This is a genomic window from Denitraticella aggregata (assembly GCF_048158365.1).
In the GTDB taxonomy this organism is placed as follows: Bacteria; Pseudomonadota; Gammaproteobacteria; order Burkholderiales; family Rhodocyclaceae; genus Azoarcus_F.
In genome coordinates this window covers 38,667-54,769 of record NZ_JBLLNL010000004.1, presented here as the reverse complement: position 1 = coordinate 54,769, position 16,103 = coordinate 38,667, and the positions used below count along the sequence as shown (strand labels likewise).

General features: G+C 66.1%; 14 protein-coding genes. 6 read left to right on the top strand and 8 right to left on the bottom strand.

Features of this window, described 5'->3' with window-relative positions; genetic code table 11:
- Positions 1-61 precede the first annotated feature (61 nt).
- From ACKVEX_RS06720 to gyrA, 6 genes are all read right to left on the bottom strand, one after another.
- Positions 62-1,996, bottom strand: coding sequence for a bifunctional 3-phosphoshikimate 1-carboxyvinyltransferase/cytidylate kinase (locus ACKVEX_RS06720; RefSeq protein ID WP_473214939.1), 1,935 nt, complete (start codon positions 1,994-1,996; stop codon positions 62-64).
- A gap of 2 nt (positions 1,997-1,998) precedes the next feature.
- On the bottom strand, positions 1,999-2,889 hold the full coding sequence (locus ACKVEX_RS06715) for a prephenate dehydrogenase (RefSeq protein WP_473214938.1): 891 nt from the start codon (positions 2,887-2,889) through the stop codon (positions 1,999-2,001).
- A gap of 12 nt (positions 2,890-2,901) precedes the next feature.
- The gene (gene hisC, locus ACKVEX_RS06710; protein ID WP_473214937.1) at positions 2,902-4,008 is read right to left on the bottom strand and encodes a histidinol-phosphate transaminase; all 1,107 of its coding nucleotides are present in this window, start codon (positions 4,006-4,008) and stop codon (positions 2,902-2,904) included.
- A gap of 67 nt (positions 4,009-4,075) precedes the next feature.
- A complete protein-coding gene (gene pheA, locus ACKVEX_RS06705; RefSeq protein ID WP_473214936.1) occupies positions 4,076-5,140 on the bottom strand; it encodes a prephenate dehydratase in 1,065 nt (354 codons plus the stop codon).
- A gap of 12 nt (positions 5,141-5,152) precedes the next feature.
- Entirely contained in the window at positions 5,153-6,253 is a 1,101-nt protein-coding gene (gene serC, locus ACKVEX_RS06700; RefSeq protein WP_473214935.1) for a 3-phosphoserine/phosphohydroxythreonine transaminase, read from the bottom strand.
- Positions 6,254-6,271: 18 nt separating this feature from the next.
- Positions 6,272-8,887 (bottom strand): DNA gyrase subunit A, encoded by a 2,616-nt coding sequence (gene gyrA, locus ACKVEX_RS06695; RefSeq protein WP_473214934.1) that lies wholly within the window; start codon positions 8,885-8,887, stop codon positions 6,272-6,274.
- Positions 8,888-9,300: 413 nt separating this feature from the next.
- Between gyrA and ACKVEX_RS06690 the strand changes: the two genes are divergently transcribed.
- From ACKVEX_RS06690 to ACKVEX_RS06665, 6 genes are all read left to right on the top strand, one after another.
- Positions 9,301-10,620: a TRZ/ATZ family hydrolase gene (locus tag ACKVEX_RS06690; protein WP_473214933.1), complete on the top strand. Its 1,320-nt coding sequence runs from the start codon at positions 9,301-9,303 to the stop codon at positions 10,618-10,620.
- Positions 10,621-10,722: 102 nt separating this feature from the next.
- Positions 10,723-11,418 (top strand): OmpA family protein, encoded by a 696-nt coding sequence (locus ACKVEX_RS06685; protein ID WP_473214932.1) that lies wholly within the window; start codon positions 10,723-10,725, stop codon positions 11,416-11,418.
- Positions 11,419-11,929: 511 nt separating this feature from the next.
- Complete coding sequence (gene ubiG, locus ACKVEX_RS06680) at positions 11,930-12,631, top strand: bifunctional 2-polyprenyl-6-hydroxyphenol methylase/3-demethylubiquinol 3-O-methyltransferase UbiG (protein WP_473214931.1); 702 nt, start codon at positions 11,930-11,932, stop codon at positions 12,629-12,631.
- Complete coding sequence (locus tag ACKVEX_RS06675; protein ID WP_473214930.1) at positions 12,621-13,277, top strand: HAD family hydrolase; 657 nt, start codon at positions 12,621-12,623, stop codon at positions 13,275-13,277. Before ubiG ends, ACKVEX_RS06675 begins: the two co-directional genes overlap by 11 nt.
- 168 nt (positions 13,278-13,445) lie before the next feature.
- On the top strand, positions 13,446-13,736 hold the full coding sequence (locus ACKVEX_RS06670; RefSeq protein ID WP_473214929.1) for a nucleotidyltransferase family protein: 291 nt from the start codon (positions 13,446-13,448) through the stop codon (positions 13,734-13,736).
- A complete protein-coding gene (locus tag ACKVEX_RS06665) occupies positions 13,733-14,065 on the top strand; it encodes a HepT-like ribonuclease domain-containing protein (RefSeq protein WP_473214928.1) in 333 nt (110 codons plus the stop codon). The genes ACKVEX_RS06670 and ACKVEX_RS06665 overlap by 4 nt, the downstream gene beginning before the upstream one ends.
- 40 nt (positions 14,066-14,105) lie before the next feature.
- Here the strand turns inward: ACKVEX_RS06665 and ACKVEX_RS06660 are convergent, their stop codons facing one another.
- A complete protein-coding gene (locus tag ACKVEX_RS06660) occupies positions 14,106-14,555 on the bottom strand; it encodes a MaoC family dehydratase (protein ID WP_473214927.1) in 450 nt (149 codons plus the stop codon).
- Positions 14,556-14,753: 198 nt separating this feature from the next.
- Entirely contained in the window at positions 14,754-16,082 is a 1,329-nt protein-coding gene (locus ACKVEX_RS06655; protein ID WP_473214926.1) for a porin, read from the bottom strand.
- Positions 16,083-16,103 lie beyond the last annotated feature (21 nt).

Here is a 16,103-nt window from a genome sequence, read left to right as displayed (position 1 = left end):
TCACCGGCCAGACCCCCCAGCAGCGAAGGCGCATCAACGACAGGTCCCGAGCAAACGCCTGTCAGCCACGCACATTCTCGAGCACGAAAGCAACCGCCTCCTCGACCGTCATGGTGGTCGTCTCGACGAGTGTCGCATCCGCGAGTTTCTTCAAGGGCGCCACGGTCCGGGCCGCATCACGCGCATCCCGTTCCTCAAGGTCCTTTGAAAGACTTTCCATGTTAGCAGCCATTCCCTTATCGATCAACTGCTTATATCGGCGCTGCGCGCGCACCTCCACGCTGGCGGTGAGGAAGAACTTGAAGGCCGAATCCGGGAACACCACCGACCCCATGTCGCGCCCCTCGGCAACCAGCCCGGGGGCGATGCGAAAGTCACGCTGGCGGTCGAGCAGCGCCGCCCGTACCGCCGGCAATTCGGCCACCTTCGACGCGCCGACAGAGCAGATTTCCTCGCGGATCATGTCGGTCACGTCGTCCCCCTCGAGCAGGATACGCTGCCCGTCGAAGACGACCGGAAGCCGGGCCGCCTTGCGCGCCACTCGCGTCTCGTCATCGAGCGGCACGCCCGCACGCATCGCGGCCAGCGCCACCAGACGGTACAGCGAGCCGCTGTCCAGGTAGCCGAAGCCGAGCGCCTCGGCCACGCGCGCGGCGACCGTCCCCTTGCCCGATGCGGAGGGTCCGTCGATCGCGACGACCGGCACCGGACGGGTGACCGAGGCGAAGCAGTCGAAGTAGGTCGGGAAGGTCTTGTTCACGCAGCGCGGATCATTGATCCTGACGCGGCAACCACCCAGGCTCACCAGCGAGAAGCACATCGCGATGCGATGGTCGTCATAGGTGTCGATCGTCGCGGGCAGCAGCCGTGCAGGCGGCACGATGCGCAGAAAGTCCGCCCCTTCCTCGACCACGGCGCCGACCTTGCGCAGCTCGGTCGCCATCGCGGCGAGCCGGTCGGTCTCCTTGACCCGCCAGCTCGCGATATTACGCAGTCGGCAGGGTCCATCGGCAAACAGTGCCGCGACCGCGAGCGTCATCGCGGCGTCGGGAATATGATTCAGATCCAGATCGAAGGCCTTCAGACGACCCTGCGCCGGCGAGCGCGCCTCGACCCAGTTCTCGCCCATGTCGATGCGTGCGCCGAGTTGCGCCAGTGCGGCCGCGAAGTGCACATCGCCCTGGATGCTCGACCGTCCGACCCCCTCGACCCGGACCGGCCCGCCGCCGATCGCGCCGGCAGCCAGAAAATACGAGGCCGAGGACGCGTCGCCCTCGACGAAGATCGTGCCCGGGCTGGTGTAGCCGTGCCCGGCCGGCACGACGAAACGCTCCCACCCGGTGCGTTTCACCTCGACGCCGAAACGCGCCATCAGTTCGAGCGTGATCGCGATATACGGCTTGGAGATCAGCTCCCCGACCACCTCGACCGTGGTCTCGGTGCCGGTCAGGGGCAGCGCCATCAGCAATGCGGTCAAAAACTGGCTGGACACGTCGCCGCGCACCCGCAGCACACCGCCGCCACGGATCGTGCCGGGCAGCACGCGTAGCGGCGGGAAACCCTCGACCCCTTCGTAAACCACGTCCGCGCCGATCTGGCGCAGGCCGTCGATCAGGTCCCCGATCGGCCGCTCGTGCATGCGCGCCACCCCCGACAGTCGGTACTCGCCGCCGGACATCGCCAGCGCGGCAGTCAGCGGACGAAACGCGGTGCCGGCATTGCCGAGAAACAGATCGGCCGACTTGACCGGAAACGGGCCGCCGACGCCCTGCACCACATACTCGCCATCGTCGCCATCACGCGCCCACGCGACCCCGAGGTGCGCGAGCGCGTCGAGCATGCGATCGACGTCGTCCGACGCCAGCAGATCGCGAATGCGGGTCTCGCCGCGCGCCAGTGCCGCCAGCAGCAGGGTGCGATTCGAGATGCTCTTGGAACCGGGCAGACGCACGCTGCCGCCGGCGCCGAGCATGGGGGGCAGATCGAGAAATTCCATCTTCAGTCGAAGGTCCTGGTGTGCTTGTACTGTTCCGCCCACGCATTGCGGGCCGCGCGCGCTTCGGCAAAATGCTGCTGCAGGCGATTCCCGTCGCCCGACAGCAACAAGGCCCGCAGGTAGGCCAGCTCGGCCAGATACTCGTCCAGCTCGGCGAGCAGGGCCTGCCGGTTGGCGATGCAGATGTCGCGCCACATTTCGGGGTGACTGCCGGCGATGCGGGTGAAATCGCGAAAGCCGCTCGCGGCGAAGCCGAACAACTGCTCCGCATTCGCACGGCCGGCCAGATCATGTACCAGCCCGAAGGCGAGCAGGTGAGGCAGATGGCTGACCGCGGCGAAAACCCGGTCGTGATCGTGCGGCGGCATCTCGTGAATCGTCGCGCCACAGGCCTCCCAGGCCTTGCGCACCTTCAGCACGGCCGACGGTTCGTTCTCGGGCAGGGGCGTGACCACCACCTTGCGGCCGTCGAACAGCGCCGGGAACGCCGCCTCGACGCCGCTGTTCTCCGCCCCGGCGATCGGATGAGCCGGCACGAAGTTCGGCACACGATCGCCGAGATGCCGATAGATGGCCTCGATCACGTCGCGCTTGGTGCTGCCCGCGTCGGTCACCACGGTGTCCGGCCCGAGATGCGGGACCATCGCGGCCATGATCGCATCCATCTGCCCCACCGGCGGCGCCAGCAGCACGAAGTCCGCACCGTCGAGCGCGTCGGCCCAGCATGAAGCCGCCTCGTCTATGACACCGAGCGCGAGCGCGCGCTCGAGCGACGCCGGCCTGCGCCCTATCCCGACGATGCGCCGGGCCACACCGGCCTTGCGCAGCGCCAGCGCAAACGAGCCGCCGATCAGGCCGACGCCGCACACCACCAGCTTCTTGATTGAAGGCATGTCGTTTTTCTCTCAGGCCGACGGTTTCAGGGCCGCTTCGAGTGCGGCGACGAAGCGCGCGTTCTCCTCGGGCAGGCCGATCGACACCCGCAACCACTCGGGCATGCCGTAACCGCCGATCGGGCGCACGATCACGCCGTGGCGCAGCAAGGCGGCATTGACCGCCGCGGCATCGCCCACCCGAAAGGTCACGAAATTACCGGCCGACGGGATCCACTCCAGCGACAGCGCGCGGAACGCCCGCTCCAGCTGCGCCATGCCGCGCCGGTTGACTTCCGCGCTGCGGGCCAGGAATTCCTCGTCGTCGAGGGCCGCGGCCGCCGCCGCGAGCGCGACGCTGCTGACATTGAAGGGCTGGCGCACCCGGTTCATCAGGTCCACGACATCCGCATGGCCGAGCCCGTAACCCACCCTCAAGCCGGCCAGGCCGTAGGCCTTGGAGAAGGTTCGCGAGACCAGCAGGTTCGGGAAGGTCTCGAGCCAGGCGAGGCTGTCGTAGCGTTGCTCGGGATTCAGATACTCGGTGTAGGCTTCATCCAGCACCACCAGCACATCCTGCGGCACCGCGCGCAGAAAGGCCTCGATGCGCGGGCCCTCGACGAAGGTGCCGGTCGGATTGTTCGGATTGGCGATGAACACCACCCGGGTGTCGGGCTCGATCGCGGCCGCCATCGCATCCAGGTCGTGGCCGAAGTCCCGGGCCGTGACCGCGATGCAGCGCCCGCCCGCGGCACGGGTCGCCAGGGGATACACGGCGAATGCATATTGCGAGAACACCGCCGACGCACCCGGGGCGATGAACGCCCGGGCCGCCAGCTCGAGCACGTCGTTCGAACCGTTGCCGAGCACGATCCGGTCGGTGTCGACCCCGAAACGGTGCGACAGCGCGGCCTTCAACTCGAAACCGTTGCCGTCCGGATAGCGCTCGATGTCGGCCATCGCGGCCGCCGCCGCCGCGCGTGCGCCGACGCTCATGCCGAGCGGATTCTCGTTGGACGCAAGCTTCACGATGCCCGACTCGGACAAACCCATCTCGCGCGCCAGTTCGCCGATCGGCTTGCCCGGCTGATAGGGCGAAATCGACCGGATATGGTCTGGCGCCCGTTCGACTAGCCTCATGCCTGTCTCCTCCATTATCGTCTTGTAGTGCGGCCGAAACTCAGCGCGTCGGCCGCGTCGGTCCGGTTCAGATCACGGCGATCGGATAGGAACCGAGCACCTTCACGAAGGCGGCCTTCTCGTTCAGTTCGGCGAGCGCCGCGGCGATCTCCGGATCGTGCTGATGACCCAGGAAGTCGACATAGAACACATACTCCCACAGCCCGCCGCGCGCCGGCCGCGACTGCAGCTTGGTCATATCGACGCCGTGTCGCGCCAGGGGTTCGAGCAGCGTATGCATCGCGCCCGGGCGGTTCGGCGCGGAGAACACCAGCGAGGTCTTGTCCCGGCCCGAAGGATCGGAATCATGGCGTCCGATCACCAGGAAGCGCGTCGTGTTGTTCGGGTCGTCCTCGATGTTGGCCGCCAGCACCTTCAGTTCGTACAGCTCGGCCGCGGCCTCGCCGGCGATCGCGCACGACTCCGGATCCTCGGCCGCCAGCCGCGCCGCCTCGGCATTGCTCGCCACCGGCACCCGTGGCAGGTTTGCCAGATTGCGGTTCAGCCATTCGTGGCACTGGGCCAGCGACTGAGCGTGCGAGTAGAGCCGCTTCGCGGCGCCGATGCCGTCCGCGCGCGACAGCAGGTGCTGGTGGATGCGCAGCTTCACCTCGCCACAGATCCGCACCGGGTTGGCCAGCAGCAGGTCCAGCGTGCCGCCGACCGCACCCTCGGTGGAGTTCTCGACCGGCACCACGCCGTAATCGGCGTTGCCGGCCTCGACCGCGCGAAACACGTCGTCGATCGCCGGCATCGGCACGAAGTTGGGCGCCGAACCGAAATGCTTGCGTGACGCACTCTCGGAAAAGGTGCCGGCCGGTCCGAGATAGGCCACCTTCAGCGGTTTCTCCAGCGCCAGGCAGGCCGACATGATCTCGCGGAAGATCCGCTGAACCGCCACGTCGGGCAGCGGGCCGGGATTGGCGTCGGCCAGGCGGCGCAGCACCTGTGCCTCGCGTTCCGGGCGGTACAGGTTGCCCTGCTTGATCTCGCCGATGCGCTGCGCATTGCGCGCACGTTCGGCCAGGCGCGCCAGGATCTCCTCGTCCAGCCGGTCGATGTTCTTGCGCAGATTCAGCAGTTCGTCACTCATGTTCGCTCCCGATCACGCATGCTGCCGGGCGAAATCGCCCATGTAGTCGACCAGCGCCTGCACGCCCGCCAGCGGCATCGCATTGTAGATCGACGCTCGCATGCCCCCGACCGACTTGTGTCCCTTCAGCTGCGCAAGGCCGGCCGCGCCCGCCCCGGCCAGAAAGACCTCGTTCAGCGACGCGTCGCGCAGCCGGAACGGGACGTTCATGCGCGAGCGCGAGCCCGGTTCCACGTCATTCACGTAGAAGCCGCTGTCGTCGATGAAGCCGTACAGCAGTTCGGCCTTGGCCGCATTCACCGCGTCGATCGCGCTCAGCCCGCCCTGCTCCAGCAACCAGCGAAACACCAGCCCGGCGATGTAGATCGCGAAGGTCGGCGGCGTGTTCAGCATCGAGCCGTGCTCGGCCATGGTCCGATAATTCATCACCGAGGGCGTGCCGGCCCATGCGCGGTCGAGCAGGTCGTCGCGGACGATCGCGATGACCAGCCCCGACGGTCCGACGTTCTTCTGCGCCCCGGCGTAGATCATGCCGAAGGCCGACACGTCGATCGGTCGCGACAGGATGTGCGACGACATGTCGGCCACCAGCGGCACGCCGGTCGCGGTCAGCGCGGCCACATCGAAGCACTCCACGCCGTGAATGGTCTCGTTGGTGCACACATGCAGATAGGCCGCCGACGGATCCAGACGCAGTTCGTCCGGGCGCACGAAGCGCCTGAACCCGACGGTTTCGGTCGAGCCCGCCAGCTGCGCCTGGCCTCCGATCGCGGCGGCCACATGCCGTGCCTCGCCGAAGGCCTTGCGCGACCAGGCGCCGGTCACGATATGGTCGGCCGAACCGCCGCCGAGCAGGTTCATCGGAATCTGTGCGAACTGCTGCGTCGCCCCGCCCTGCAGGAACAGCACCCGGTACTCGTCGGGCACGCCGAGCAGGGTGCGCAGGTCGGCTTCGGCCGCCTCGATGATGGATGTGAACGCCGCCCCGCGGTGGCTCATCTCCATCACGCCGCAACCGGCGTCACGCCATTCGAGCATCTCCGCGGCCGCCTGGCGCAACACCGGCTCGGGCAAGGCCGCCGGCCCGGAACTGAAATTGTGGATTCGGCTCATCGGCAGTCCTCCAACCGATCACTCGGCTGCGCCATCGCTGTCGGGTTCTCCCGGCGTTTCCGCTACATCGACATCGGCGTCGAGGTCGATGTCGATATCCACCTCGGATTCGGCCACCTTCTCGATCCCGGCCAGCCAGGTGCCCTCGTCAAGGTTGATCAGCGTCACCCCCTGGGTCGCCCGGCCGAGTTCGCGGATGTCCTGCACGCGGGTGCGGATCAGCACGCCCGCGGTCGAGATCAGCATCACCTCGTCGAGCGGCTCCACCAGGCACGCGCCGATCAGCTTGCCGTTGCGGTCCGAGGTCTGGATCGAGATCATGCCCTTGGTGCCGCGGCTGTGGCGCGTGTATTCGCCCACCGGCGTGCGCTTGCCGTAGCCGTTCTCGGTCGCCGTCAGCACCGACTCGCTGTCGTCGCGGGTGACCAGCATCGCGATGACGCGCTGGCCGTCCTCGAGATTCATGCCCCGCACGCCGCGCGCCTCGCGCCCCATCGGCCGCACGTCCTGCTCCGGGAAGCGCACCGCCTTGCCCGCATCCGAGAACAGCATCACGTCGCACTCGCCGTCGGTGATCGCGACGCCGACCAGGTGGTCGCCGTCGTCCAGATGCGCCGCGATGATGCCCGCCTTGCGCGGATTGGAGAACGCGGTCAGCGCGGTCTTCTTGACCGTGCCTTCGGCGGTCGCCATGAACACGAAGTGATCGTCGTCGAAGCTCTGCACCGGCAGCACCGCGTTGATCTTCTCGCCTTCGGTCAGCGGGAACAGGTTGACGATCGGCTTGCCGCGCGCGTTGCGCGCGCCTTCGGGCACCTCGTAGACCTTGAGCCAATACACCCGCCCACGGCTCGAGAAACACAGGATGTAGTCATGGGTGTTGGCCACGAACAGCCGGTCGATGAAGTCGTCGTCCTTCATGCCGGTCGCCTGCTTGCCGCGTCCGCCGCGCCGCTGCGCACGGTAGTCGGCCAGCGGCTGGCGCTTGAAGTAACCGCCGTGCGACAGCGTCACGACCATGTCCTCGGGCGCGATCAGATCCTCGATGTTGATCTCGGCGGTGTTCATGACCACCTCGGACCGACGCGGATCGCCGAACTGGTTCCGGATCGCGGTGAGTTCCTCCGAGATGATCGTCGTGATCCGCTCCGGACGGGCGAGGATGTCGAGCAGGTCGGCGATGATCGCCATCACGTCGCGATACTCGGACAGGATCTTGTCCTGCTCGAGCCCGGTCAGCCGCTGCAGGCGCAGTTCCAGGATCGCCTGGGCCTGCACGTCGGACAATCGATAGCCCTGCGCCGACAACCCGAACTCGGGCAACAGGCCTTCCGGGCGGTAGCTGTCGGATTCGGCGCGCGCCAGCATCTCCTCGACCAGCGGCGAGCGCCAGGTGCGTGCCAGCAGCTCGCGCTTCGCATCGGCCGGCGTCGGCGCCGCCTTGATCAGCGCGATCACTTCGTCCACATTGGACAGCGCCACCGCCAGGCCTTCCAGGATGTGCCCACGGTCGCGCGCCTTGCGCAGTTCGAACGCGGTACGCCGCGTGATCACCTCGCGCCGGTGCGACAGGAAGCATTCCAGCATCTGCTTGAGGTTGAGCGTGCGCGGGCGGCCGTCGACCAGCGCCACCACGTTCATGCCGAAGGTGTCCTGCAGTTGCGTGTGCTTGAACAGATTGTTCAGCACCACTTCGGGCACTTCGTTGCGCTTGAGTTCGATGACCACGCGCATGCCGGACTTGTCCGACTCGTCGCGGATCTCGCTGATGCCCTCGATCTTCTTCTCGTTGACCAGCTCGGCCATGCGCTCGAGCAGCGTGCGCTTGTTCACCTGGTACGGCAGCTCGTCGACGATGATGGCCTGACGGTTGCCCCGCTCCATGTCCTCGAAGTGGGTGCGCGCGCGCATGATCACGCGGCCGCGGCCGGTGCGGTAGCCGTCGTGCACGCCGGACAGGCCGTAGATCAGCGCCGCGGTCGGGAAGTCCGGCGCCTGGATGATCTCGATCAGCCTTTCGATGTCGGTGTCCGGGTCCTGCAGCAGGCACAGGCACGCGTCGATCACCTCTCCGAGGTTGTGCGGCGGGATGTTGGTCGCCATGCCGACCGCGATACCGCTCGAGCCGTTGATCAGCAGATTCGGGATCTTCGCCGGCAGGATCAGCGGTTCCTTCTCGGAACCGTCGTAGTTCGGCCCGAAATCGACGGTTTCCTTGTCGATGTCGGCGAGCAGTTCATGGCCGATGCGCGCCATGCGGATCTCGGTGTAACGCATCGCAGCCGCATTGTCGCCGTCGACCGAGCCGAAGTTGCCCTGGCCATCGACCAGCATGTAGCGCAGCGAGAAGTCCTGCGCCATGCGCACGATGGTGTCGTAGACGGCGGAATCGCCGTGCGGGTGGTACTTGCCGATCACGTCACCGACGATACGCGCGGACTTCTTGTAAGGCTTGTTCCAGTCGTTCGACAATTCGTGCATCGCGAACAGCACGCGTCGATGCACCGGCTTCAACCCGTCGCGCGCATCGGGCAGCGCGCGCCCGACGATCACGCTCATGGCGTAATCCAGGTAGGAGTGACGCATCTCCTCTTCGAGACTGATCGGGAGTGTTTCCTTGGCGAACGGGGTCATCTCGCATTGGCGGCCATTGCCGCGTTGAACAAAACACGAAATTTTATCACGCGCAGGGGCTTCCCACCGAAGCGCATCGTGGCCGGGCCACCTGATGCAGCGAGAAACCGCGGGCCGGAGGCGACGGCTGCTTCCGCGGCGACTCGGCCCGAGCGCATGCCGCTGTTGGCGAGCGTAGCGGCCGCGATCCCTGCTGTCTGAGCGCGAAGCGCGAGTTCAGGGATCGCAGCGAAGCGAACCTTACAGCGGCAGCGCGAGTGGCCGTCGGAGCCGCGGGAGCAGCCGTCGCCTCCGGCCCGCTGCGTCGCACGATGTTCATGCGACGGGCCGGTGCGCTATGCTTCACTTGCGGTACGCAACGCATGGCGCCGCGCCCGGCCCCTGTCCCAAACGGTGAAGGAAGACCTGAACACATGACCGAAACCGCCGACCTGATCATCAACGCGCGCTGGATCGTTCCGGTCGAACCGGACGGCACGGTCCTGGAGCGGCATGCGGTCGTCGTGCGCGACGGCGCCATCGTCGCGATGCTGCCGACCGACGCGGCGCGCGACCGCTTCGACGCCGACGACACGGTAAACCTGCCCGGGCATGTGCTGATACCGGGTCTCGTGAATCTGCATGTCCATGCCGCGATGACGCTGATGCGCGGCATCGCGGACGACCTGCCGCTGATGCGCTGGCTGCACGAGGTGATCTGGCCGGCCGAGGGCAAACATGTGAATCACGAGTTCGTGCGCGACGGCACCGCCCTCGCGGCGGCCGAGATGCTGCGCGGCGGCATCACCACCTGCAACGAGATGTACTTCCACCCCGACGCCGCCGCCCAAGCCTTCACCGCGGCCGGCATGCGCGCGACGATCGGCGTCGCGGTGCTGGACTTTCCCACCCCGTACGCGAGCGACGCCGACGAGTACTTCCGCAAAGGCCTGGCCGCGCGGGACCGATGGTCGTCGCATCCGCTACTGCATTTCGCGATCGCGCCGCACGCACCCTACACTGTGTCGGATGCATCGCTCGAACGCGTCGCGAGCCTCGCCGCCGAACTCGACTGCGCGATCCACATCCATGTGCATGAGACCGCACAGGAGATCGCCGATTCGCTGGCGCAGCACGGCATGCGTCCGCTCGAACGACTGGCTTCGCTGGGCGTGCTCGGCAGCAACCTGATCGGCGTGCATGCGGTGCATGTCGATGCGTCGGACCTGGAGCTGCTCGCCCGCTACAACTGCAGCATCGCGCACTGCCCCAGCTCCAACATGAAGCTCGCCAGCGGCATCGCGCCGGTGTCGCAACTGCTCGCGCAGGGTATCCGGGTCGGGCTGGGGACCGACGGTGCGGCGAGCAACAATCGCCTCGACCTGTTCCAGGAGATGCGCCAGGCCGCGCTGCTGGCCAAGGTATCCACACTCGACGCGACCGCGGTGCCCGCCCACACCGCACTGCGCATGGCGACGCTGAACGCGGCCGACGCGCTCGGGCTCGCCGGGCAGATCGGCTCGATCGCGGTCGGCAAGCGCGCCGACCTGTGCGCGGTCGCACTCGACCGGGTCGAAACCCTGCCCTGCTTCGACCCGGTTTCGCACCTCGTGTACGTCGCAGGGCGTGAAAACGTCACGGACGTGTGGGTAAATGGCGAAAGGCGCGTAAATGAAGGGCAAATACTGTTGCAAAACTCCAACAAACAATTGATCGGAATAGCGGGCTTGTGGCAGACTAGATTCCAGTCTTGACAGGGGAATAGCGAACGTCCTGCTGGAAGAAGACCCGCCGCTAAAATGGTGCAAGGCAGTCGCTCATCAAGCTCCAAATTACACTTCAACGAGGAATAGAAGATGATCAATCAGACCAAGAAACACCTCTTCGTGCTTGCCGTAGCCATGCTGGGCTTCGCGGCTCCCGCTGTTGCCGACAAGCACGGTGATGTCGTTGTCGACACTTCGGGCGTCGTCCCCTATGTGATCGACGCCCGCAGCGTCGTCGCCCGCAGCGGTACCGGCCTGTGCTGGCGTACCGGCTTCTGGAGCCCGGCGGCTGCCGAAACCGCGATGGCCGGCCAGTTCCCGGTCGGTTGCGCATGCGACAGTGACCTCGTTCCGGCCGAGAAGTGTGTGGAAGTCGCGGCTGCACCGGCACCGGCACCGACCCCGACCGCCGACAAGGTGCGCCTGTCCGCCGACGCGCTGTTCGACTTCGACAAGGCGGTCCTCCGCCCGGCCGGCATGGAGCGTCTGGACCAGCTGGCCTCCCAGGCCCGCGCTTTGAACCTGGAAGTCATCCTGGCCGTTGGTCACACCGACCGCATCGGTTCCGAGAGCTACAACCAGGGCCTGTCCGAGCGTCGCGCCGAAGCCGTCAAGGCCTATCTGGTGTCCAAGGGCATCGAAGCCAACCGCATCTACACCGAAGGCAAGGGCGAGACCCAGCCGATCACCGGCACCCAGTGTAACGGCGTCCGTGGTCGCGATGCGCTGATCAGCTGCCTGCAGCCGGATCGCCGCGTCGAAGTGGAAGTGATCGGCACCCGCTGATCCAGTCTCCGACTGATCCGAAAAGCCCTGCCCTGGCAGGGCTTTTTCTTTGGACGTCGCGCTGCGATGCCCGGATCCAGCCCTCCGGAACGTCGGCCGTGTCCGCGCAGTCCAACCAGACGCTTATCATCACGGCAAACAGTCGGGCGATCTAGATCGGAACAAGGCACCGCTGCTGCCTCCCCTTTGGGGGAGGGTTGGGGTGGGGATGGGTTGAATAGCCGCCGTCTTAACCCATCCCCCTCCTGACCTCCCCCTTGAAGGGGGAGGAACGGTGCTTGAACTGATTCACCCTTCAAGGGGCGGGACAGTACTTGAACTGATTCACCCTTCAAGGGGCGGGACAGTACTTGAACTGATCCTCCACCTTCAAGGGGGCGTGACAGTGCTTGAACTGATCCTCCCGTTTCAAGGGGGGCAGCGCTTGAACTGATCCCCCGCTTCAAGGGGGGGCAGTGCTTGAACTGATCTCGCCCATTCGATCGCCGGCTACAACGCACGAGGACACCCGATGAACGCAAATGCCGATCCTGCAGAACTTAGAAAATTCAGCGACCTCGCCCACCGCTGGTGGGACCCGACTTCGGAATTCAAGCCGCTGCACGAGATCAACCCGTTGCGCCTGCGCTGGATCGACGCCAAGGCGGCGCTGGCGGGCAAGCAGGTGCTGGACGTGGGCTGCGGCGGCGGCATCCTGTCCGAGAGCATGGCGGCGCTCGATGCCGAGGTCACGGGCATCGACCTGTCGGAAAAGGCGCTCGGCGTTGCGCGGCTGCACCTGTTCGAGAGCGGGCTGAAGGTCGATTACCACCACGTCAGCGCCGAGGCCTTCGCCGACGAACACGCCGCGCGCTTCGACGTCGTCACCTGCATGGAGCTGCTCGAGCACGTGCCCGACCCGTCGAGCACGGTGCGTGCCTGCGCGAAGCTGGTCAAACCCGGCGGCCACGTGTTCTTCTCGACGCTCAACCGCAACCTCAAGTCCTACCTGTTTGCGGTGATCGGTGCGGAATACGTGCTGAAGCTGCTGCCCAAGGGCACGCACGAATACGCGAAGTTCATCAAACCGTCGGAACTCGCACGTTATTGCCGCGACGCCGGCCTCGAAAGCGAGGAATTGCTCGGCATGAACTACAACCCGATCACCAAGGTGTATTCGCTGGGCGGCGACACCGACGTCAACTACCTGCTGCACACCACGCGTGAACGCTGAAGCGGTCCTGTTCGATCTCGACGGCACGCTGGCCGACACCGCGCCCGACCTCGGCGCCGCGGCCAACCGACTGCGCGTCGAAGCCGGGCTGGCGCCGCTGCCGCTCGCGACGCTGCGGCCGCACACCTCCAGCGGCGTACGCGGCATGCTGTGGTGCGCCTTCGGCATCAAACCCGACCATCCCGACTACGCCGCGCTGTCCGAGCGCTTTCTCGACCACTACGCGGCCCACATCTGCGTCGCCACCCGCCTCTTCGACGACATGCACGCGCTGCTGGACGCGCTCGACGCGGCCGCGATCAAGTGGGGCATCGTCACCAACAAGCGCAAGCGCTTTACCGACGCGCTGATCGCCGCGCTGGCGCTGCAGCATCGCGCCTGCTGCGTGATCAGCGGCGACTCGGCGGCCCGGCCCAAGCCCGCCCCCGACCCGTTGCTGCTCGCGTGCGCGCAGGCCGGACTCACCGCCGCGCGTTGCGTCTATGTGGGCGACGACCTGCGCGACATCCAGGCAGGCCGCTCGGCCGGCATGACCACCGTCGCGGCCGCCTACGGCTATCTGGGCGACGGCGCGCCGGTCACCGAATGGAATGCGGACCACATCATCCAGTCACCGACCGGACTGATGCGCGTGCTCGGGCTGTAAGCGCCTGCGCAAGGAGTGGGCACTTCATGAACTGGCGCCAGGTTGATCACGGCTGCTGCAGGTCGCGGCGAATGGGACAGCCGGATACCGTATCGGATGATCCCCTTGCCGAAACCCGGAGCACCATCCTATGATCATGCCGTCACGCCACGTTGGATAGACTTCGTGATGAAACCCTCCATAGCCCTGCGACAGCATCGGGATGCCGTATTGCGTATCGCGTCAGACCTGGGCGCGAGCAATGTCCGGGTCTTCGGGTCGGTGATACGTGGAGAAGACAACGAGAACAGCGACATCGATCTTCTGGTCGATGTCCCCCGGGGCACGACCCTGCTCGATATGGTCCGACTGCACGACGCGATCGAAGGAGAGATTGGCGTGCCGGTCGACGTGCTGACCGTTGGCGATCTTCACCCGAAGTTTCGCGATGAGGTGCTCGAGGAAGCGTTGCCGCTGTGAAGAAACTCAGAGATGCGGACTACCTGGAACACATTCGGGACGCGATCTCGAAGATCCAGAGATTCACCGACGGCAAGACGGAGGCGGATTTCCGCACCGATGACCTCATCCAGGACGCCGTGATCCGCAATCTCGAGGTCATCGGAGAGGCAGTCACGAAACTGAGCCCGGAACTCAAGCAACGACATGACGACGTGCGCTGGAACGAGATCGCCGGCATGCGCAACCGCCTGATCCATGCCTACATGAACGTCAACCTCGAGATCGTGTGGAACACGGTGATGGACGTGCTGCCATCCTTCCTGCGCAGGATATCGAATCTCGAATGAGTGCTGCTCGACCCGACCCGCGCAGCATGGCCAGACTGAATCACCCCCGCGCCGGGATCATCAGCACCGCCTGACCGTCCAGCACGGTCTTGCCGGCGACGGTGCACACGGTGTCGAAGCTGGCGCGACGCTTGTCCGGATCGAGTGCGGTCACCGTCACGCGCGCGACCACTGTATCCCCCACCCTGACCGGCGCCTTGAAGCGCAGCGACTGCGACACGTAGATGCAGCCCGGCCCCGGCAGGCGGGTACCGAACACGGTCGACACATAGCTCGCAGACAGCATGCCGTGCGCAATACGGCCGGCGAACATCGTCGAGGCCGCGAATTCGGCATCCAGATGGACCGGATTCGTATCGCCTGACACCCCGGCGAACGCGAGGATGTCGGCCTCAGACACGGTCCGCCCGATGGACGCGGTCATGCCGACCGTCAGGTCCTCGAAGTCATAGCCGTAACACTCTGAAAAATCGCGCTTCGAATCACTCATGCAAAGTACCTTACCCTTTTCGTCAGACCTGTTGCCAAAACCGTTACCGTGCGTCCCTGGAACGGGCCGGGGGTGAATGCGCTCATCTTCGCGGCCGGCGCCGCTCCCACTTGTGCGCCCGCATGCCTGCCGGCGCCCGTGAGTGGAGTGAGCGCTGCGCAAGCGGCGAACATCCGGCGGTCGGGTTCATGTCGATGCTCAGAACCATCGCCGCAGTTCGGCATAGACCCGGTCGCTGTCGTCGAAGCGGCCGAACAACCCCTCGCTGCGCCCGCCGAACAGATCGGCGCCGAAGCGCGCCCGCCATTCCTGCGTGATGTTCCACACCAGCTTGGGTTGCACCATGTAGTCACTGCGATTGAAGCTGCTCGCATACAGCACCTCCGCCTCGAAGCGGTCGCTGAAGCGGTGGTTGACCAGCACCGTATAGCCCAGCTCGTCGCGGTCGAAACCCAGGCTGCGGTCGTGATCGAAGGTGTGCCGGCCGAACAGCTGCAGATTAAGGCGCCAGTCGCCGGTCGGGATATCCGCACCGACCACGTAATCGACGATGTCCGAGGCCTTCAACCCGAAGCGGGCCGCCGGGTCGGTGGACAGAAACTTGCGCCCGTCGGTATACACCGCCTCGCCCTTCAGCACGAAGCTGCCCATGTCCTTGGAAAAGGTGCCGCCGAGCTGCTCGATACGCTCGTGGCGCAACTCCAGGCCGGTCGGCAGCCGGTACAGCGTCGGGGCCACGTCGCGGCTCTGGTAATAGAAGCCGGTCAGGTCCCAGCCCGAGACCAGGTGCGACACGCGCACGCCCCAGTTGGTATTGGAAAGATTGCGAGTCGGCTCGTTGGTGCGCACGCGCACGTCGCCCGGCACCGGAAACGGATAGAAATCCGCGCCCGGCTTGCCGATCTCGTCGTAGCTCGGATACGGAATCCACACCACCTCGACATGCGTTTCGCCGGCAAAGTACTCGGCCCGCGCGGCCCATTGCGGAATGCGCAGCGTCTCGAACTCGGGCAGGAAGAACTCGCGGGTGTCCCGCGCCGACACCACGTCCGCGAAAAACAGCCCGACCACCTCGCCCCACACGATGTGCTGCCGCCCCAGCCGGAAGGCCCAGTCGCCCGACTCGATGTCCAGATAGTTCTCGCGCAGCATGAAGCTGGTGCGCTGGTCGTCCTTCACCGGCTCGGGATAGAAATCGCGCCCCGGATGGTAGGCAGCATCCCCGTCGGCTCGGGCCGACACCTTGTAGCCCATGCCATTGGCGAGCCGCCCGGTCCCCGCCAGTTCGAAGCGCGCGCGCAACTTGGACCAGTGCGACGGGTTCGCGGTCGTATAGGCGGCCGAAAAATCGCCATAACCGCTCAGGCGCAGGCCGGTGCCGCTGGCTGCGACGGGCGCGCCACCCTCGCCCGCCGCGTCCAGCGGTGCATCGAGGTCGAACAGGTCGTCGAGGTCGTCCGACGCGGCCGCAGCGCCACTGAGCAGCACCGCCATCGTCGCAGCGACCAGTATCCGATTGGTGTTCATCGAGGCGATTCTCCAGGCACG